Origin of the sequence: Polaromonas sp. (genome assembly GCF_012927455.1) — a bacterium.
Classification (GTDB): domain Bacteria; phylum Pseudomonadota; class Gammaproteobacteria; order Burkholderiales; family Burkholderiaceae_C; genus Polaromonas.
Genome location: NZ_JABBPE010000016.1, coordinates 253,608 through 272,600 on the forward strand (window position 1 = coordinate 253,608; position 18,993 = coordinate 272,600).

The following is an 18,993-nucleotide window of genomic DNA, read 5'->3' on the forward strand; positions in this document are numbered from 1 at the left end:
GCAGGGTTAGCCCGGGCCGGGCCGCTCGGCCACCAGCTGGATCTCAACCAGAAAACCATGGTGGAGGGCCGGCACCGGCACCACCGCCCGCGCCGGGCGGTGGCTGCCAAAGCGCTCGGCATACAGCTGGTTGAAGGCAGGCCAGTGTTGCACGCCCGCAAGATAGACGGTGGTCTGCACCACATCGTGCAAGCCGCAGCCAGCCGCCGCCAGCACGGCGCTGCAATGGTCAAGTACCGAGTGCACCTGGGCCTCGAACGGCAGCGGCGGCTGGTTGTTGCCGGCCGGCAGCATGCCCGAGACAAACACCAGTCCGCCGGCCTCGACCGCCTGTGAATAATGACCGCCCGGCGCAGGCGCCTGGGCTGAGGAAATGAACTTCATCGCAGCCTCCTACCAGCCGTAAAAACGTTGCCAGGTCGCTAGGAGCTGCTGCCCGCCGTCCAGCGTCTGGTAACAGGGGAACTGGGCCGCCGTCGCGCAGGCATGGTTGGGCAGGATGCGGACCTGGCTGCCAATCGGCAGGAAGGGCGGCGCGCCGGCGCTGCTGCCGGGCCGCCGGGCAATGATGCCGTGCTCCTGGTTGGCATCGACCATGAGCAGGTCTTGCAGCGGCAGGCCGTCCGCGCTGCAGACCACGCCGTAAACCTGGTCCAGCGCCTGCTTCGATGTACCCCGGTCGCGCGACATCGCCATCCAGCCGGCGTCAATCAGGGTCCAGCCTTTTTCCTGCTGGTGCCCGATGACGGTCGCCAGCACCGAAACCGCAATGTCATCGATGCTGCACACCCCCAGGCCGGCCATCACCAGGTCGAAAAACACAAACACGCCGGCGCGCACTTCGGTAACGCCCGCCAGATTCTCGGCAAACAGCGCCGTCGGTGTCGAGCCGACGCTGACCACCTGGCAGCCATAGCCGGCCGCACGCAGGCGGTCTGCCGCCAGCACGGCCGCGGCACGTTCCTGTTCGGCCAGGGCACGGATGCCGTCCAGCGACCGGCAGTTGTACGAGTCGCCCGCATGGGTCATCACGCCTGCGACTTCCAGGCCCTGCGATTGCAGGGCTTGGGCAATCGCCAGCAGCTCTGCCGAGCCGGGCTGCACGCCCGAGCGATGGCCATCGGAATCGATTTCAATCAGTACTTCCAGGCGCGCGTCGCCGGTCAAGCCTTGCGGATTGAGCTGGCGCGCCATCTCGACGTTGTCGATGATGACCGAGAGTTTCACGCCCGACTGACGCAGGCGCAGCGCATGGGCCAGTTTGTTTGGCGAAAGGCAGACCGCATACAGGATGTCGTGGATGCCCTGCGCGCTGAAATACTCGGCTTCGCGCAGCGTGGACACCGTGATACCCCGGGCACCGGCATCGAGCAGACGCTGCGTGACTTCCATGCATTTGTTGGTCTTGACGTGCGGGCGGAAGCAAACGCCATGCCGGCTTATGCGCGCACGCATGCGTTCGATGTTGCGGTCCATGCGGGCCGTGTCCAGCAGCAGCGCCGGGGTTTCAACAGCATCAAAATCAGAAGTGTTCATGGAGGGCGTCTCGTTTCCGGAGGAGTTCATACACGCTCGCGCCGCAGCACCCGGCCGGGCCTGGCGCCGCTGGGATTGCCATGGCGCCAAACCACCTGGCCGTTGACCAGCACCGTGTCGATGCCGATGGCCGGCGCAATCGGTTTCTTGAAGGTCGCGCCTTCGTTTACCGTCTCGGGGTTGAGCAGCGTGAGGTCGGCAAAAGCGCCTTCCTGCACCAGGCCGCGATCCGCCAGGCCGAAGTTTTTCGCCGTCAGGCCGGTCATCTTGTGGATGGCCGTTTCCAGCGTGAACAGGCCGAGCGTGCGGCCGTAGTGGCCAAGCACCCGCGGGAAGCTGCCCCAGAGCCGGGGGTGCGGCGCCTCGTCATGCGGCAGGCCGTCCGAGCCGATCATGGTCTGGTCGAACTTGAGGATGCGCTGCACATCGGCATCGTCCATCATGTAATAGATCGCGCCGGCGGGCGCCAGCCGGTCCACCACTTCCTCCATCGTGCCGCCGAGTTCGGCCATGATGTCGGCCAGATCCCGGCCGGCGTATTCGGGCATGAACTTGGACCAGGTCACGGTTACGCGGGTGGCATTGATCGCGCGGTGCGCCGAAAGGATGGTGGACGAGGCCGGATAGGGGTAGCAGTCCAGGCAAATCGGCTGAAGCGCCATGTGCTCGGCAATGAATTTGAGCGTCTCGGTGGAGCGGCCATAATTCTTCACGCCCACCACCTTGTGGTGGGAGATGACGACCGGCACATCGACCTCGCGGCCGATGCGGAAGGTTTCGGTGAGCGACTTGATGACGTCGTCGCCTTCATTGCGCATGTGAGTGCAGTACACGCCGCCATGCGCCCGTAGCGGCTCGCAGATGGCAATCACTTCCTCGGTAGGGGCCGCAATGGAAGGCTCATAAAACAGTCCGGTGGACACGCCGATGGCGCCGGCTTGCATCGCCTCCTCGACCAGTGCGCGCATGGCGGCAATCTCGTCGGCGCTGGCCGCTTGCGTCAGGTCATCCATGGTGGCCACGCGCAGCGTGGTGTGGCCTACCAGCATGGCGCAGTTGGTGGCGGCCGGCCTGGCGCGCAAGGCGTCGAGGTAGCTGGCGAAATCGCGGTACCGGAACCATTCGCCGGTTCCGTCCAGCAGGTTGAGTGGTGGCGTCACCGGGTTGGGGATGGGCCGCGGCATGGGCGCCAGCGACACGCCGCAGTTGCCGCCTATCACCGTGGTGATGCCCTGGCTGACCTTGGGCGCCATGTCGCCGCCCGAAAGCATGAGGCGGTCGTCATGGGTGTGGGCATCAATGAAGCCGGGCGCCAGCACCATGCCGGCCGCGTCGATGTCGACGCCTGCGCTGGCATCGCGCAGATCGCCAATGCGGGCAATGCGGTCGCCCCGGATGCCCACATCAGCGTTGAAACGGGAAGCCCCGGTGCCATCCACGATGGAGGCGTTGCGTATCAGTACATCGTAATGCTCGCTCATGGTTTCCAGCCTTGGTGCTTGGTTGTGGAAGCTGCAGTTTAGTAGCACTATTGCGTAAAATTATTGAACCTTATTAACACTTATCCTGAAAAATTCTTACGAATGTCGAACGACACCACCGATTTGCGGTTTTTTGTCACGCTGGCGGAAAGCGGCACCTTGGCCGAGGCGGCACGGCGCATCGATGTGACCGCCTCGGCCGTTTCGCAACGGCTGCGGCAACTCGAGCAGCGGCTCGGTGTTCACCTGATCCACCGTAGCACCCGGCGCTTCAGCCTCACTGATGAGGGGGAGCTGTTCTATACCAAGGCCCGCAGCCTGCTGGCGGAACTCGATGCGCTGATCGACAGCCTGCGAGCCCGTTCCGGTCAGGTGGCGGGTACGTTGCATGTGCGCGGCCCGCTCGGTTTCGGGCGGCAGCATCTTGCTGCCGCCTTAGCTGATTTTCATACGCAGCATCCGAAACTCGTGGCGTCGCTGACGCTCAGCGATGTGCTGCCTGCGGCGGATGCGGATCGCTTCGACATGATCGTGCACATCGGTGATCTGCCCGATTCAAGCATGATTGCCTACCCGATCGCGCCCAACGCCCGCCTTGTGTGCGCATCGCCCGCTTACTTGGCTGACTTGGCTGGCCAGTCTGGTGCGCCGCGCCGGCCGGAAGAACTGGCCAGCCACCATTGCATCGTGCTGCGTGAAAACGAGGAGGATGTCTCACTCTGGCGTTTTCGCAAAGGCCGCACCGAAGTCGCGGTCCGCATCACGCCCGACATGAGCAGCAATGACGGTGAGGTGGCGCGCGCGTGGGCGCTTCAAGGCAAGGGCGTCATCATGCGTTCGGAATGGGATGTGGCCGGGAGCCTCGCCTCGGGCCGACTGGTGCGGCTGCTTGCCGACTGGCGCTTGCCGGATGCCGACATCGTTGCCCTGCTGCCGCAGCGCCATGGCGTATCAGCGCGGGTAAAACTGTTCCTGGCCTTTTTGCAGGCGCGTTTCCAGCCCTTGCCACCCTGGCGCAAGGTCGCCGCTGGAAGCGCCGATCGTGGGCGCGATGGTGAAGCTGTCGCCCTGCGGCCCGCGCAGCGGCCACTGGTTGAGCGAGGGCAGCTGGCTGTTGCAAAGGCGAAGCGCCCGTGAAGTCCGGTTCAGCGCATGCCGATTTTTGCGGCGTCGCCAAACAGACCGCTCATGCCGCGCGGCTGCGAGCGCCAGTACTGCGGCGGTGCCTCGACCTGCGCGCCCAGTTTGGCAGCCGCATGCCAGGGCCAGCGCGGGTCAAACAGCAGGCCGCGCGCCATGGCGACCAGGTCGGCCTGGCCCTCCGCGATGATGGCCTCGGCCTGCTCGGCTTCGGTTATCAGCCCCACCGCAATGGTCGGCAGACCGGTTTCTTGCCGCATGGTCTGCGCAAACGGCACCTGAAAGTTGTGGCCGACCGGGATCTGCTGCAGCGGCGACAGGCCGCCGCTGGTCAGGTGCACAAAGGCGCAACCGCGCGCGCGCAAGACCTGGCCAAAAACCACGCTTTGCGCCAGGTCCCAGCCGCCCGCCACCCAGTCGGTGCCGGAAATGCGCACGCCCACCGGCATGCTGTCGGGCACGGCGGCGCGCACCGCGTCAAAAACCGCCAGCGGAAAACGCATGCGGTTCTCCAGCGAGCCGCCAAATTCATCGCTGCGGGAATTCGACAGCGGCGACAAAAACTGATGCAGCAGGTAGCCGTGCGCCGCGTGCAACTCGATGGCGGCGATGCCCAGGCGGTGCGCGCGCTGCGCCGCCGCCACAAAGTCCTGCAGCACGCGCTGCAGGCCGGCGGCGTCAAGCGCCTCTGGGGCCGGTTCGTCCGGGCTGTAGGCCACCGCCGAGGGCGCTAGCGGGCGCCAGCCGCCCTGCGTTGGCGGAATCAACTGGCCACCCTCCCAGGGCACATGGCTGGAGCCCTTGCGCCCCGCATGGGCCAGCTGGATGGCGATAGGCATGGCCGAATACTTGCGGATGGCCCTCAACACCTTGCCCAGGGCCTCTTCGTTGCGATCTGACCAAAGCCCCAGATCGGCCGGCGAGATGCGGCCCTCGGGCGACACCGCCGTGGCTTCGATGATCAGCAAGGCGGCGCCCGACAGCGCCAGCTGCCCGAGGTGCATCAGGTGCCAGTCGGTCGCATCGCCCTGTTCGGCGGAATACTGGCACATCGGTGCCACCACGATGCGGTTCTTCAAGGCCAAAGGCCCCAGGGAAAATGGCGAAAAAAGCTGGCTCATGGAAGTTGTCCTGTTGAAGCGATGAGGATTGACGGGGGCGTTTGGTGCCATTTGGGCGCTGATGATTTGCGAAGGCGGCGCAGTGCCGTTCTGCGCATGATGCCCTGATCAAGCCAACATTGCTGGGCGCCGGCGCTGACCCACAAGCCCGTTTTTAATATAAAAATGGTGTCTAGCCCATGCAGTACGGGCGCAAGTAGCTATTAAAAACATAGCAATCAGCGTATTGAGCCAGGGCGCCCTGCCAGCTCAGGCCTTCAGCTTCCATCCGGTACGGAAGATCCACCACACGGAGCCCAGGCACAGGGCCAAAAAGCCCAGGATCGCTGCCACGCTGATGCCGACATTGACGTCGGCCACACCGTAGAAGCTCCAGCGGAACCCGCTGATCAGGTACACCACGGGATTGAACAAGGTGATCTTCTGCCACAGCGGCGGCAGCATATTGATGGAGTAAAAAGCGCCGCCCAGAAAGGTCAGAGGCGTCACCACCATCAGTGGAATCACCTGCAGTTTCTGGAAATCGTCCGCCCACAGCCCGATGATGAAACCAAACAGGCTGAAGGTCAGCGCGGTCAGCAGCAGAAAACACAACATCCAAAGCGGATGGGCGATTTCATACGGTACAAAAATGCGGGCTGTCGCCAGAATCAGCAAGCCCAGCAGCACGGACTTGGCGGCGGCGGCACCGACGTAGCCCATCACCACCTCTACAAACGACACGGGCGCCGACAGCAGTTCGTAGACCGAGCCCGACCATTTCGGCATGTAGATGCCGAACGCGGCGTTCGAGATGCTTTCGTTCAGCAGCGCCAGCATGATAAGACCGGGAATAATGAACGCACCGTAGCTGATGCCGTCGATGTCGCCCATGCGCGAGCCGATGGCCGCGCCGAAGACGACGAAATACAGCGAGGTCGAAAGCACCGGCGAGGCGATCGATTGGGTCAGCGTGCGAAAGGTGCGCGCCATTTCAAAGCGAAAGATCGCGCGGACGGCGTGCCAGTTCATGCGCTCACCCTGGCGTGCGTCGGCTTGCCGGCATGGACCAGGCTGACAAAAATATCTTCCAGCGAACTCTCGCTGGAATGCAGGTCCTTGAACTCAATTCCCAGCCCGGCCAGGCGCTTAAGCAGGTCCGCAATACCGGTTTCATCCTGCTGTGTGTCAAAGGTATAAAGCAGGGCATGGCCGCCCTCGGTCAGCTCCAGCGGCAACCCGGCCAGGGCATCGGGAATGCGCAGCAGCGGCGCGCGCAGGCTCAGGGTCAGCTGCTTCTTGCCGAGCTTGCGCATCAGCACCGCCTTGTCTTCCACCACAATCAATTCGCCCTTGCTGATGACGCCTATGCGGTCGGCCATTTCTTCGGCTTCCTCAATGTAGTGGGTGGTCAATATGATGGTGACGCCGCTGTCGCGCAGCCGGCGCACCATCTGCCACATGCCTTGGCGCAGCTCCACATCCACCCCGGCCGTGGGCTCGTCAAGAAACAGGATTTGCGGCTCGTGCGACAAGGCCTTGGCAATCAGCACCCGGCGCTTCATGCCGCCCGAGAGGGTCATGATCATATTGTCTTTCTTGTCCCACAGCGACAGCTCACGCAGCACTTTTTCGATGTACGCGTCGTCTGGCGGTTTGCCAAACAAGCCCCGGCTGAAGCTTACGGTGGACCACACTGTTTCAAAGGCGTCGGTCGACAGCTCCTGCGGTACCAGCCCGATCTTGCCGCGCGCCGCGCGGTAGTCGCTCACGATGTCATGGCCGTCGGCCAGCACGCGGCCCGAACTGAGCCTGACGATGCCGCAAACGATGTTGATCAGCGTGGTCTTGCCAGCGCCATTGGGGCCAAGCAGCGCAAAAATTTCGCCCCGCTCAATGTCCAGGTCAACTGATTTGAGCGCGTGGAAACCGGAAGCGTAGATTTTGCTGAGCTGGCGGATGGAGATGATGGCTGGCAAAGCGATTTCCAAGGTTAAAAATGCCTGCATCCCAGGCTTATCGGGCGCAAGCAGCTATTAGAACAGGAGCAACCTGGATGACGTTGCTGGTGTTATCTGGCAAGGTGAAGCTTAACGCCCGATTCAATCGAGTCACGAACCGGCTACGGCCTGGATGAAGAGCCGGGTTTATTCTGAGAACGAAGAAGCGAAAAGAAATGAAGCGATTCGCCGCCACTTTAATCTGCCGGAGTGCTGAAGGATCAGCGGATTTTTTTCAAGCGTGACGGCGATGCACGCTATCACCGGCTCTGCCAGCGGTCGTAAGTGCCGAAGTTCCAAAAGTGGCCTTCCAGGTCGAGGCAGCTGAAACCCCGGCCGCCGTAATCCTCGTCCTTGATTTCGACGGCAATTTTGGCTCCGGAAGTCTTCGCGCAGGCGTAAACCGCATCGGCATCGGCATCGGCATCGGCATCGGCATCGGCATCGGTCACGACCATATACGACGATTGAGTTTGGCCGCCGCCAATTTCATCGGTCTGCGTCATCAGACGGCCAAATTCGGTTTCGTTTTTTTGCGCCGATCCCAGCATGATCATGCCGTTGCCGAAACTGAGTTGCGCAAGGGCAATCTTGCCGTCTACATTCGGCACGACCAGATGCTTTTCGAAGCCGAAGTGTTGCACAACCATTCAATCGTCACTCGAGCGTCGCGGTAACGCGGGCATGAAATAACGGTTGCCTGGATGTTTTTCGCAAATTTAAACATGCTGACTTCCTTTCGCGAGGGTAAAAATACATAGCCCCCGGCTACCAGAGATTTTTTCCGTCAATCACCTCGACGGGTGCCAGGTCTGCGTCGAAGTTGTCGAACAACCGCGCGTTGACGCTGATGCGGCGGGTTGTCTTGTCCCAGCTGCCATCCGGTTTAAACGCCGGGCTGTCGCTGAAGGTGCCACATCCGCAGGCGGCGCAGAAATGGTGAGCGACAAGTTTGGTTTGCCAGCGGTAGATCGCATCGCTGTCGCCCGATTCTGTGATATGAAATTGTTCAGGCGGGTAGTAGGCATGCAGCAGGCCGCGCTTGGCGCAGAACGAGCAGGTGCAGCGAGTCAGTTGCGCCGGAATCTCGCCATCTATACGAAAAGCAACTTGCCCGCAATGGCAGCTTCCTGAAATCATGATGTGTCCTTGATGGGTTGGAAATGCACGTAAAAGTAAAGTGCTATCGACTTTTCCACCATACCGGAGTCAGCGTGGTGACTTGCGGCGGGCCAGACAGAAGCGGCTCGACATCTTTCAGGTGGGCGATATAGCTTTCCGTCTTCAAGAATGCCTGTGACGCTTCATCGCTGGTGTACTGCTGAAATGCGCAGATTGAATCCGGATCAGCGTTGTCAAAGCAATAGAAGTAAGCAGCATGGCCAGGATTGGCCGCAATGGCAGGCGCCATGTGCCTTTCCCACACCTCGCGGACATGATTTCGTTTGCCGGGCTGCGTCTTGTGTTTGACGATGAGTGCAAAAGTGGTCATTGAAGTCATGTGTTTTGATGCTGTTAAAAGAATTGGCTGCATCACCTGTAACTCAGCTGCGGTTGAAAATCACCACGTCCTTCCGGCGTCAAATCGAGCATGTTCCACAGCGCATCAAGCGCGTCGTTGTGGCGATATTCCTGACCGGGCTCGGGCGGCACATACAGCAGTTCGGAGCCCCAGAAATGGCGAATCACCTTGCCGCGCCGGTGGAACACATTGAGCATCGGCATGTCCCACTCTTCACCATCTTTAAATTTTTGCTGCTTCAGCACGGTGGCCGGTAGCGCCGTTGAATCGCCAAAATAATCACGGTCGTAGGTGTTGCCATGCGTGGACAGCAAGGGCAAGGTGCGCCAGCAACGCGCCCGAGCCAGGGCCAGAAGTCGCGGCAGCGGCGACTTGGCCACTACAGCCAGGTTAATGCGCTGGGTGATGTGCTGCACCATGCCTTCAAGTCCATCCAGAAAGTGAGTGCAGCCGGTACACGGCAATTTAACGTCTGGCCCGTACATGAAGCTGTAGATGGCGAGCGTGTCCATGCCGGGCTTGAATAATTCCGATAGTTTCAGTAGCCCATCGTTGCCATCAAACAAATAATCTTGCGCAACCGTGCCACCCGCAGGCAGCGCCCGGCGTAGCGCGGCAACGCTCTCAATCTGTCGTCGAAGCGCCATTTCCTCGGCGAGAAGTTTGTTGCGTGCCGCGCGGTACTCGGCGCTCTCGCCCGGAATCGTCAGGTGGTGAAGAATCTTGTGGTTCATAACTTTTTCTTTTCCTATGATCCAACTGTTGAGGGTTTCCGCCTGTCATTTGCTTCCCTAAAGCGTGCCCAGTTGCCTCTGTGGGGGTTTGCTGGGTCGTGGTGGCCTGCAGGTGTTTCAACTCGCGCCGATGAACCGTTCTTCCTTGGTCGGAACCGAATGGTGCTCGTGGACGATGACCCATTTGCCGCCTGTCTTGCGCAGCCCAGTGGTCAGACGAAAGTCGACATGGCCGCCGGAGGTGCCTTCGCACTGGACCATGCACGACGCGAACGCGACGTCATCGCTGGCAGTCACCACGACCTCGCGCGGTACAAAGCTGATCGGTCCCAGCGGATTGGCAAAAAAGAAATTCCAGGTCTTGTCATAGGCTTCCAAGCCTTGGACAGTTGCCGGAAAGTCGAACATCAGTAGATCATCGGCGTGATTCGCGAGGATCGCTGCGCGATCTGCCGCGCTCACCGCGCGCGCCCACTTTTCAATAATCACGCGAACTTCGTTTTCAGCCGACTGCGGTGCCGCCTCATCGCCGTCGTTCAGCTTTGGATACCAGTCCGTTCCGCGTCCTTCGGGCGTCGTGTCCAGAATCGTCCACAGCGCTGACATGTCCGGCGCATCGTGTGAATCCTGGCCGGGGTCGGCGGTTTCCTGTCCCCCTTCGCTGCGCCAGAAGTGGCGGATTACTCCGCCCTTGCGGGTAAAAACGTTGTAGCCGGGCATGTCGGCATCCTCGGCGCTGACGTAGTCGCGGGTGTAGTCACCGATTGGGTCGGAATAGAGCCGAAGGTTCTCCCAGCCGCGCTCTTTCCCATAAGCCAGGATGCGCTCAATCGGTGAGCGGGCCGTCATCACAAACGCCGCGCGCTGCTTGACATGCGGCGCAATCCCATCCCAGGCGCTCATCTGCGACGTACACATGGGGCATCCTGTTTGGCGCTGCGGCCCGTACATGAAGCTGTAAATCACCAGGGTGTCTTTGTCGCCAAACAGTTCGGCAAAAGCGACAGCGCCGTCTTTACCATCAAAGCGGTAGTCCTTCGTAACTTCGCCGCCCGGTGGTAGCGCCCGGCGCTGCTCTGCAACCCGCACGATGTGGCGCCTGAGCTCAATCTCTTCTGCCAGCAAGGCATCACGCGCCTGTCGGTAAGCCCTGCTTTCGTTCAGAACATGAGCATCGTTCGCCTTCACCATCTCGGTGGCGGCTTTTAGTTTCTTCGCGTCAGTCATGGTTATCTCCGTTGCGGTTGAATGTCGAGCCGGGCAAGAACCCCTGTTGGCTACTGGCTGTTGAGGCACTGTCACATGCCACGGGATACAGCCTCTATGTCGTTTCCGTGGGGTCAAAGACAAAGGCTGCGCAGTAATAGCGACATTTGGGGCTTCTGGTTAGAGTGCGGGTTCGTAGCCTGTCTTAGCGATGCAGCGTGGGCCGGTAGATGAGTTCTTGGATGCCGCCGTCAAGTGTTCTGCCCTCGATCAGCTCAAGATCAAAGTCAGCCGCATCGTGAAAGATCGGTTTTTGCCCAGTCTGGCCGGTGATTACCGGAAATAGCGTCACCTGAACCCGGTCCACCAGGCCAGCGGCCATCAGAGACCGATTCATTGACAAGCTGCCGTGGGAGCGCAATGGCACCTCGGACGCTTTCTTAAGCTGGGCGACGACTTCGATAGCATCACCGCTCACAAGAGTCGCGTTTGGCCAGTCAAGGGGGTCTTTCAATGTTGTCGACACTACCGTTGCGGGCAAGTTCCTCATCCGAGTGACCCATGGGTCGTAAACCTCGGAGTCCTTAGTGCTTGAAGCCAGCATTCGCGCGAACTCCTTATACGTGTTGGCGCCGAAGACCATTCGCTGATGCGCGCTGTACTGAGCAAGACGATGGTTAAGCAATTCGGGACCCTGCTTGCCCCAATAGCCGCCCCAATTGCCATTGTGGGAGCCAAAGCCGTCAAGCTGGAAAAAACATCAAAGGTGTAGGTAGCGGTCAAGATGTTCTCCTCAAGTGCGTCGTTCCTTTGGTCGGGCCGTCAGTCCAGGAGGGGCGGATAGTCTTGCCGCTGACTTGATTAGAAAGCTTACTTGTTGTCATGTCATTGCTTCTGAAATTGACACCATTGGAAAAATTTTCGTCGACTGTTAACCAGCGACAGCTTGCGGAAAAAATAATTTGTCTGAGACCGTTCTTCGGTCAGGCTTTTGACTCACGCTTTTGAGTCTTGCACATTCACCATCCATGGCACGCCAAACTTGTCGTTCAGCACGCCGAATGAAGAGGTCCAGAAAGTCTTTACCAAAGGCATCGTGACGGTTCCGCCTTCGCCGAGCGCCGTGAAAACTCGTTTGGCCTCAGCATCGTCGGCCACCTCGATCACGAGCGACATCCCCTTGATTTCCGTCTGCTTTGAACCCATGCCGTCGTCGGCCATCAGCTGGGTTTCGCCAATGCGAAAGGCGGCGTTCATGATTTTTTCCTCAAAGCCGGGCGGCGGCTTCATGGCCGCATCAGGGCTTTCCTTCCAACGCATCAGGCTGGTGACTTCAGCACCGATGGACTTTTTGTAAAACTCCAGCGCCTCTTCGCAGCGACCGCCAAAAGTTATGTAGGCTTGAACTTTCATGATGACTCCGTACTGGTAAATGTGAATGTGAATGTGAATGTGAATGTGAATGTGAATGTGAACTGGAATGAGATGAGAATTTACGGCAGTTTTTCACGAATCCAGCAGCGTCTCGAAGCCGCCGTAGACCATCCGTTTGCCGTCAAACGGCATGTCGCCGAGCGCCTTCATGCGCGGGTCGTTCATGAATTTCTCGTTGCCGGCATTGCGCGTCGCTTTCGACGGCCACTCGATCCACGAAAAGACGATGTTCTCACCGGCCTCTGCTTTCACTGCGCGCTTGAAGTCCGTGACCTTGCCGTCGGGCACGGCATCGCCCCAGTTTTCCACGATGCGCGTGGCGCCAAATTCTTTGAGTAGTGCAGCGCACTTGATTGCCATGGCGCGATAAGCCGCTTTATTGCCTGCTGGCACGGGAACCAGAAATCCGTCGATGTAGCTCATGGGTTTTCTCCTTGGGTTTTCAGACAGGTTGGCCAGCAAAGGCCTGGTTCAGCGCGGCGAGATTCAGCTTTTTCATCTTCAGCATGGCAGCCATGACGCGATCTGACCGGGCGGCGTCGCCGCTGGTCATCAAGTCGCCCATGGTGCGCGGCACGATCTGCCATGACGCGCCGTACTTGTCTTTCAACCAGCCGCATTGCTGTGCTTTCACGTCGCCGCCTGCAGACAGCAGGGCCCAGTAATGGTCAATTTCTTCCTGCGTGTCGCACTGGACCTGAAAGGAAACGGCTTCGTTGAACTTAAAGGCGGGTCCGCCATTGAGTGCGGTAAAGCTGTGACCGTCCAGCTCAAACGCCACGATCATCACGCTGCCGGGCTTTTGTCCATGCACCTCCTGCCCGGCCCCGCCGTAATGAGATATCTGCGTGACCTTGGAATTTTTGAAGATGCCGGTGTAAAAACGCGCAGCCTCTTCGGCTTGGTTGTCAAACCATAGGCACGGGGTGATTCGTTGAAGGGTCATCATGCATATTCCTTGTGTAAAAGATTTGCCAAAACCAAAGATCGCCTGGGATTTCCTTGATCTACTGATACGACGATTGGGAAGACACGCAATCGACACCTTGCGCAAACTTTTTCCAGTTTTTTTTGGGCTATGTGTTCTTGAGCCCATCGCTAGCGCGGGCTAGTTCAAGAAAATATTTATTAATCAACGTACTGATTGAGCGGGACGCGGTCTGTCCGGTAAACCACATAACCGCGAATATCTAAAAGCGTCTATGAGCTGTCTTTTGTCGCCGTAACATCCCCGAATATTTGTCACGACCTGTTGCAGTGAAAGCCATGAATTTCTGCCTCTCGATCTGGAAGCTTGTGACAAATGGGCTATGCGGCCTGCAGGGTCTGGGGTATGCGATCTGGCAGTGAACTAAAAAAGTCGTCGCGCGCTCGTTGCAATAAAGCGCATTTGTGCACACCGTCTATTTAAGCCCACTCGTGCCGCATATCTACCGTCCGCCGACATGGCCCGGGCCAGCGTGCGCGCGATCGGCACCCGTTACCTGCGTTTTGCGATGCAGGAAACCGGGCTCTTTCGTACGGCTTTCGGGCCTTCAGACAAGCTGATTCAGGCGACGTCTGAACTGCCGACGGCCGGCCGCAGCGGCCTGAACCCGATCGAGCTGCTGGGTACTGCGCTCGACGAGCTGGTAGCCGACGGCGTGATGCCGCACGAACACCGGCCCGGTGCAGAGTTTCCGGCCTGGTCGGCCGTGCATGGGCTCGCGATGCTGCAGCCTGCGCAGCTGGAGTTGAATGGGGCCGCCTTGCCACCATTCCCACTCCGATATCCTGCTCCAGTTTTTGGTCCCATCGAAAGCCAGCCGTTACAACACAACCTCATTTAGCTATGATTTTAGGAGAAAATTCCCGAAAAGCTCAATCTGCGGGCCGCTCTTCGCGCCCATCGGGGTGCCGGGCAAAGCGCGCCGGATCCCGCCCGTGCACCGGCGCATCATCTAGCCAGGGCCAGCCGCCGAAGCGGGTGCGTTGGTAGTCGGCCAGCGTCTGCGCAATCTCGGATTGCGTGTTCATCACAAACGGGCCGTATTGCACCACCGGCTCGCCAATCGGCCGGCCCTGCAGCAACAAAAACTCCGCCACCGTGTCGCCATTGAGCAGCGCCGCGGGCGTATCAGCGCGCAGTTCGATGGCGGCCGGCCCGCTCACCAACTGGCCGCCAATCGATACGGCCCCGCCCTTGAAAAAATACAGCATGCGCCGCGTGCCCTGCTGCGCGGCGGCAGGCAAGGTCCAGCTGGCGCCGGGTGTCATGCGAATAGTGCAAATCGCCACATCGGCTTCGGCCTGCGCGGCCCAGGAGTCGGGCGGCGGCGCCAGCGCGTCGGCCAGCCCCGCCCGCTCAAAAGCATCGCCAAGCCGGCCGGCGATCACGGCAATTTCTGTGCTGCGTCCCGCTGCGTCAATCGCCAGTGGGCGCGCTATGTCTTGCGACCAGAACATGGTGAAGTGCGGCGCCGCCATCTTGTTGTGCGCCGGCAGGTTCAGCCAGATCTGGAACAGCTCCAGCGGATTGGGCGCGCCTTGGTCCAGCAAGGGAAACATTTCTGAATGCACCACGCCTTGCCCGGCCGTCAGCCACTGCACATCACCGCACCCAAAACGCGCCTGCGCGCCCAGCGAGTCGGCATGATCGATCAGTCCCTTGCGCACGATGGTCACCGTCTCGAAGCCGCGGTGCGGGTGCGCCGGAAAACCCGGCACCGTGCTGCCGTGGTACATGCTCCAGCCGTCCTGGCGGCCGAAGTCCTGGCCGATGTCACGGCCGGCCAGCGACGCCGCCGGCCCCATTTGCGCGTTACCGCGCGGGTAAGCGTCGTCGTGGTAAGCGCAGAACAGAAACGGGTCCAGCGTCACCCACGGAAAACCCAGGGGCTTGATCTGGACGATCGGACTGGCAGCGTTGGTGTCGCTGATGGTGCTTGGGGAGCTGGAGGGCATGAAGGTGCCTTCAAAAAAATAAAAGTAAGAGTGCTGCCCCTGCTTTCATGAGCCTGCATCAAGTACCCGTCTTCAGCGAAGCCATGTCGATGACAAAGCGGTACTTCACATCGCTTTTAAGCATGCGCTCGTAGGCCGTGTTGACATCCTGGATGTTGATCAGCTCGATGTCGGACGTGATGCCGTGCTCGGCGCAGAAGTCCAGCATCTCCTGGGTTTCTTGAATTCCGCCAATCAGCGAGCCGGCCAGATGGCGGCGCTTGAAGATCAGGTTGAACACTTGCGGTGACGGGTGCGGCGTGGCCGGCGCCCCGACCAGCGTCATGGTGCCCTCGCGCTTGAGCAAAACCAGAAACGCATCCAGATCGTGCGGTGCGGCCACCGTGTTCAAGATGAAGTCAAAGCTGTTTTGCTGCTGCGCCATTTGCGCTTCATCTTTGGAAATCACCACCTCGTCGGCGCCCAGGCGCAGCGCGTCGTCTTTCTTGTCCGGGGAGGTGGTGAACAGCACCACATGGGCGCCCATCGCGTGCGCAATCTTCACCCCCATGTGGCCGAGGCCGCCCAGGCCGACGATGCCCACCTTCTGGCCTTTGCCGACCTTCCAGTGGCGCAGCGGCGAGTAGGTCGTGATGCCGGCGCACAGCAGCGGCGCGGCTGCCGCGGGGTCGAGCCGATCCGAAATGTGCAGCACGAACTTTTCATCGACCACGATGTTGTTGGAGTAGCCGCCGTAGGTCATGCCGCCGGTTTCCTTTTCTTCGCCGTTGTAGGTGCCGGTGAAGCCGACCTCGCAGTACTGCTCCAGTCCCTGGGCGCAGCTGGCGCAGGCCTGGCAGGAATCGACCATGCAGCCGACGCCAGCGATCTGCCCGGCCTTGAACTTGTTGACCTGCGCGCCGACTTTGGTGACGCGGCCAATGATTTCGTGACCTGGCACGACCGGGTAAACGGTGTTGTGCCATTCGTCGCGCACCGTGTGCAAGTCGGAATGGCAGACGCCGCAAAAAAGGATTTCGATTTGCACGTCGTGCGGACCGGGCTCGCGCCGCTCAAAGCGGTAGGGGGCCAGAGGGGTTTGCGCTGCGTGCGCGGCGTATCCGAGGGATGTCAGCATGACGGTTCCTTTTTTGCGGTATGAAGGTGGGAAGGAGCTTGCAGCCAGGCTGCGCACCCGCCTGCTGAAAACATCGGAGTGTAAAACGACATGGGTTTCCCTGCCCAGTCCGTGGTGATTTCGCCAGCCAAGCGGGGCGCTGGCCGCGCCATCGGCCGCCCATGGCCATCTCTTTATGGACGAAAGGCGAATGCAAATCGGCCTCTAGGCCAATGAATACGGGCGCAATCAGCTATCTAAATAGTAGCTACATTCGATCTCGTCGCTTGCTGCCGCGAGAGCGCAAGTGGCCGCCCTCGCGGCCGGCGGTGTTTACAGGTTTCATCCCGCTGCAACGTGCACTTACAGTTGCTTGCGCCGTATCACAAAGGCACGCTTTTCATCTTCCTTGTAGGCGTAAGCGCGCTCACCATCGCGCCAGGTGCCAAGCCACAGCATGTTGGCCGAAATCGCATCGTGGTCGCCGGCGCTAAACGGTTTGTCGTAGGTCGTGACAACGCCGTAATATGGACGCGGCAAATTTTCCATCGATGCCTTCAGCGCGTCTCCTGAAAAGTTGCCCTGGGTGTTGAACATGGCGCGCAGCAGCAAATGCATCGCATCGTAGGTTTGCGCCGCCGACATCATCGAGCCCACGGGCTGTTCGCGCGACAGCTTGGCGTAGGCCATGATGAAGGCCCGGTTACGTTCCAGGTAAATGTTGGGCAATGCGGTCTGCACCATGAAGCTGCCTTCAACCGTGCCGGCTGATCCCAAAAAAGCCGACGCATGCGATAGCCCCCAGGGGCCAAAAAAAGGCGCTTTCCAGCCTATGCTGGCGCGGCTTGCTGCAATCACGCCTTCCTCGGGCCCGACGGTCCAGCCGATCAGCGCGTCTGCGCCGCTTTCCTTGAGCTGTTTGAGTTCCGCGTCCACCGACTTGACGCCAATCTTGAAGCGCACGACCGTTGGCGCTGCCAGCCCGGCCTTGCTGATCGCCGCTTGCAGGTCCTTGAGGCCCGCATCGCCATAGCCGGAGCCGTCCACCAGCAGCGCGATGCGCTTGTAGCCGCGCTTGACGATGTCATCGACAAGAAACTGTGTCTGCAATGCATCGCGGGCGGAGTTGCGGAAGATAAAACTTTCGGCTGCCGGGTATTTGTTCGTGATGGCGGTTCCGGTCGCGCAACTTACCAACAGAATGCTTTTGTTCTTCTGAAAAACATCCAGCGCCTTCATGGCCACGCCGGTATTGCAAAAGCCCACCGTGGCAACGACCTTTTCGCGAAGCACCAGTTCCTCGGCCGCTTTCAGGCCGGTGTCAGGATCGGCCTTGTCATCGCGCAGGACCAACTCAAACGGCCGGCCCAAAAAGCCTCCCACCTGATTGATCTCGTTGATGGCGATTTGTGCGCCGACGCGCGCACTGTTGCCCATGTCCGACGAACCGCCGGTAAGCGGGACGATGAGGCCCACGCGGATCGGATTGATGGGAACGATGGAATTGACGCCGTTGGCCACAGCGGTCGATTGCGCCAGCGCCGCGCTACTGCTGCCCAACCAAGCCAGAGCACCGGCTACGAAAATCCACTTTGCAATGCGCATGTTCACTCCAGAACGACCAACTGAAACTATAAGTAACAAGGGTAAGGTTAAAGGGGCACAAGTGCCGCCATCGTAGGGACTTGTACCTATGTTGGGGATTCACCCATCAGGATTAGCCCGCATGCAAAGCCGCGCCGTGTGGCGCTTGGCGTGCGCTAACTTCCTTCAGGCTCCGCGATGCTCATCCACGACACGCCGAAGCGGTCGGTCACCATGGCGAAGGGTCGCAGCAGCCTTCAAAACACCGGTAAGACTGGATTCGCACGGCTATCTTCTTTGGCCCGTTTTGGTGTGGATGGTGGCGGGTACTGTCAGACTCGGTGGCGGGTCTCCCTTTCCGCAGTTCAAGGGAGTCGGTCCCGCATGCTGCCGGCTGCCCGGTCAGCGCTTGGCAGCGAGCAGGGCAAACATCGCGCCCTGCGGGTCCAGGCATTGCAGAATCCATTGGCCCGTCGGTACCTGGTGCGGGCCCGTCAAAACTTTTCCGCCGTTTTGGGTGACGCGGGCCATGGCGTTGTCGATGGCGTCGACGTTGAAGTAATAAAGCCACATGGCCAGCGGCAGGTCGGGCATTTTTGTCATCATGCCACCGACCGCGTCGCCTCCCACGGCGAACGTCTGGTAGGTGCCCATGGGGCCCATGTCGATGGCCTCGGCTTGGGTCCAGCCGAACAGGCTTGAATAAAACGCGAACGCGCTTTCGCCATCGTTCGCGTGCAATTCATGCCAGCCGATATGGCCGGGTGTTGCCGGCGCGGCCTGCACGGGCGGCTGCGCGCTGGCACCCTTGAACAGAATAAAGGCGGCACCATGCGGATCGGCCACCACGGAAAAGCGGCCAATGCCCGGAATATCCACCGGCGGGCGGTGCAGCACGCCGCCAGCGGCCTGGACGCGCGCTGCCGTGGCGTCGACATCGGCCACGCCGATGTAGCCCATCCAGCCCGGCCGCGCGCCCAGGGCACGCGCCTCTTCCGCAATGGGCATCAGCCCGCCAATCATCGTCGGCCCGACAGAAAACAGCGTGTAGGGGCGATCAGGCATGCCGGAAGCCGTCGCCTCCCAGCCCATCACCTTTTGGTAGAAAGACTCAGCGGCCTGGGTGTCGCTGGTCATCAGGTCGTACCAGACAAATTTCGAGGGCGTTGCAGACATTTCAATGACTCCTTTGGATTTGCAAAATGGCGGTGAGATTT

The 18,993-nt window shown here is 60.3% G+C and carries 19 protein-coding genes and 3 pseudogenes; 2 read left to right on the forward strand and 20 right to left on the reverse strand.

Going from position 1 to position 18,993, the window contains the following annotated elements; genetic code table 11:
• Positions 1-6 precede the first annotated feature (6 nt).
• Genes HHJ18_RS16250 through HHJ18_RS16260 form a run of 3 tightly spaced genes read right to left on the reverse strand, consistent with a single transcriptional unit; the run spans position 7 to position 3,017 of the window.
• The gene (locus HHJ18_RS16250) at positions 7-384 is read right to left on the reverse strand and encodes a RidA family protein (RefSeq protein ID WP_296916891.1); all 378 of its coding nucleotides are present in this window, start codon (positions 382-384) and stop codon (positions 7-9) included.
• A gap of 9 nt (positions 385-393) precedes the next feature.
• The gene (locus HHJ18_RS16255) at positions 394-1,536 is read right to left on the reverse strand and encodes a DSD1 family PLP-dependent enzyme (protein WP_296916892.1); all 1,143 of its coding nucleotides are present in this window, start codon (positions 1,534-1,536) and stop codon (positions 394-396) included.
• Positions 1,537-1,562: 26 nt separating this feature from the next.
• Positions 1,563-3,017, reverse strand: coding sequence for a D-aminoacylase (locus tag HHJ18_RS16260; protein WP_296916893.1), 1,455 nt, complete (start codon positions 3,015-3,017; stop codon positions 1,563-1,565).
• A 102-nt stretch (positions 3,018-3,119) separates the two neighbouring features.
• Here HHJ18_RS16260 and HHJ18_RS16265 point away from each other — a divergent pair, with 102 nt between their 5' ends.
• On the forward strand, positions 3,120-4,154 hold the full coding sequence (locus HHJ18_RS16265; protein ID WP_296916894.1) for a LysR family transcriptional regulator: 1,035 nt from the start codon (positions 3,120-3,122) through the stop codon (positions 4,152-4,154).
• Positions 4,155-4,162: 8 nt separating this feature from the next.
• Here HHJ18_RS16265 and HHJ18_RS16270 read toward each other — a convergent pair whose 3' ends face one another.
• The 13 genes and pseudogenes from HHJ18_RS16270 to HHJ18_RS16330 form a co-directional block, all read right to left on the reverse strand.
• Complete coding sequence (locus HHJ18_RS16270; protein ID WP_296916895.1) at positions 4,163-5,278, reverse strand: NADH:flavin oxidoreductase/NADH oxidase; 1,116 nt, start codon at positions 5,276-5,278, stop codon at positions 4,163-4,165.
• 249 nt (positions 5,279-5,527) lie between these two features.
• The gene (locus tag HHJ18_RS16275; RefSeq protein WP_296916896.1) at positions 5,528-6,289 is read right to left on the reverse strand and encodes an ABC transporter permease; all 762 of its coding nucleotides are present in this window, start codon (positions 6,287-6,289) and stop codon (positions 5,528-5,530) included.
• Positions 6,286-7,236, reverse strand: coding sequence for an ABC transporter ATP-binding protein (locus HHJ18_RS16280; RefSeq protein WP_296916897.1), 951 nt, complete (start codon positions 7,234-7,236; stop codon positions 6,286-6,288). Before HHJ18_RS16280 ends, HHJ18_RS16275 begins: the two co-directional genes overlap by 4 nt.
• A gap of 281 nt (positions 7,237-7,517) precedes the next feature.
• Positions 7,518-7,984: pseudogene (locus HHJ18_RS16285) on the reverse strand (glyoxalase).
• 41 nt (positions 7,985-8,025) lie between these two features.
• Positions 8,026-8,397 carry a GFA family protein gene (locus HHJ18_RS16290; RefSeq protein WP_296916898.1) on the reverse strand — a complete coding sequence of 124 codons (372 nt, stop codon included), beginning with the start codon at positions 8,395-8,397 and terminating at the stop codon, positions 8,026-8,028.
• 43 nt (positions 8,398-8,440) lie between these two features.
• Positions 8,441-8,749: an antibiotic biosynthesis monooxygenase gene (locus HHJ18_RS16295; RefSeq protein WP_296916899.1), complete on the reverse strand. Its 309-nt coding sequence runs from the start codon at positions 8,747-8,749 to the stop codon at positions 8,441-8,443.
• 41 nt (positions 8,750-8,790) lie between these two features.
• Positions 8,791-9,513 (reverse strand): DUF899 family protein, encoded by a 723-nt coding sequence (locus HHJ18_RS16300; RefSeq protein ID WP_296916900.1) that lies wholly within the window; start codon positions 9,511-9,513, stop codon positions 8,791-8,793.
• Positions 9,514-9,630: 117 nt separating this feature from the next.
• Positions 9,631-10,002 carry a nuclear transport factor 2 family protein gene (locus HHJ18_RS16305; protein ID WP_296917354.1) on the reverse strand — a complete coding sequence of 124 codons (372 nt, stop codon included), beginning with the start codon at positions 10,000-10,002 and terminating at the stop codon, positions 9,631-9,633.
• A 36-nt stretch (positions 10,003-10,038) separates the two neighbouring features.
• Positions 10,039-10,704: pseudogene (locus HHJ18_RS16310) on the reverse strand (DUF899 family protein); the annotation flags it as partial.
• 220 nt (positions 10,705-10,924) lie between these two features.
• Positions 10,925-11,404, reverse strand: coding sequence for a dihydrofolate reductase family protein (locus HHJ18_RS16315; RefSeq protein WP_296916901.1), 480 nt, complete (start codon positions 11,402-11,404; stop codon positions 10,925-10,927).
• A gap of 311 nt (positions 11,405-11,715) precedes the next feature.
• On the reverse strand, positions 11,716-12,132 hold the full coding sequence (locus HHJ18_RS16320; RefSeq protein WP_296916902.1) for a VOC family protein: 417 nt from the start codon (positions 12,130-12,132) through the stop codon (positions 11,716-11,718).
• A gap of 93 nt (positions 12,133-12,225) precedes the next feature.
• Positions 12,226-12,576: a DUF1428 domain-containing protein gene (locus HHJ18_RS16325; RefSeq protein WP_296916903.1), complete on the reverse strand. Its 351-nt coding sequence runs from the start codon at positions 12,574-12,576 to the stop codon at positions 12,226-12,228.
• 19 nt (positions 12,577-12,595) lie between these two features.
• On the reverse strand, positions 12,596-13,102 hold the full coding sequence (locus HHJ18_RS16330) for a VOC family protein (protein ID WP_296916904.1): 507 nt from the start codon (positions 13,100-13,102) through the stop codon (positions 12,596-12,598).
• A 484-nt stretch (positions 13,103-13,586) separates the two neighbouring features.
• Between HHJ18_RS16330 and HHJ18_RS16335 the strand changes: the two are divergent.
• Positions 13,587-13,868, forward strand: a pseudogene (locus HHJ18_RS16335) (TetR-like C-terminal domain-containing protein); the annotation flags it as partial.
• Between the two features lie 145 nt (positions 13,869-14,013).
• Here the strand turns inward: HHJ18_RS16335 and HHJ18_RS16340 are convergent.
• From HHJ18_RS16340 to HHJ18_RS16355, 4 genes are all read right to left on the reverse strand, one after another.
• On the reverse strand, positions 14,014-15,096 hold the full coding sequence (locus HHJ18_RS16340; protein WP_296916905.1) for a pirin family protein: 1,083 nt from the start codon (positions 15,094-15,096) through the stop codon (positions 14,014-14,016).
• Positions 15,097-15,154: 58 nt separating this feature from the next.
• Complete coding sequence (locus HHJ18_RS16345) at positions 15,155-16,213, reverse strand: NAD(P)-dependent alcohol dehydrogenase (RefSeq protein WP_296916906.1); 1,059 nt, start codon at positions 16,211-16,213, stop codon at positions 15,155-15,157.
• Between the two features lie 342 nt (positions 16,214-16,555).
• On the reverse strand, positions 16,556-17,797 hold the full coding sequence (locus tag HHJ18_RS16350; RefSeq protein ID WP_296916907.1) for an ABC transporter substrate-binding protein: 1,242 nt from the start codon (positions 17,795-17,797) through the stop codon (positions 16,556-16,558).
• 381 nt (positions 17,798-18,178) lie between these two features.
• On the reverse strand, positions 18,179-18,952 hold the full coding sequence (locus tag HHJ18_RS16355; protein WP_296916908.1) for a VOC family protein: 774 nt from the start codon (positions 18,950-18,952) through the stop codon (positions 18,179-18,181).
• Positions 18,953-18,993 lie beyond the last annotated feature (41 nt).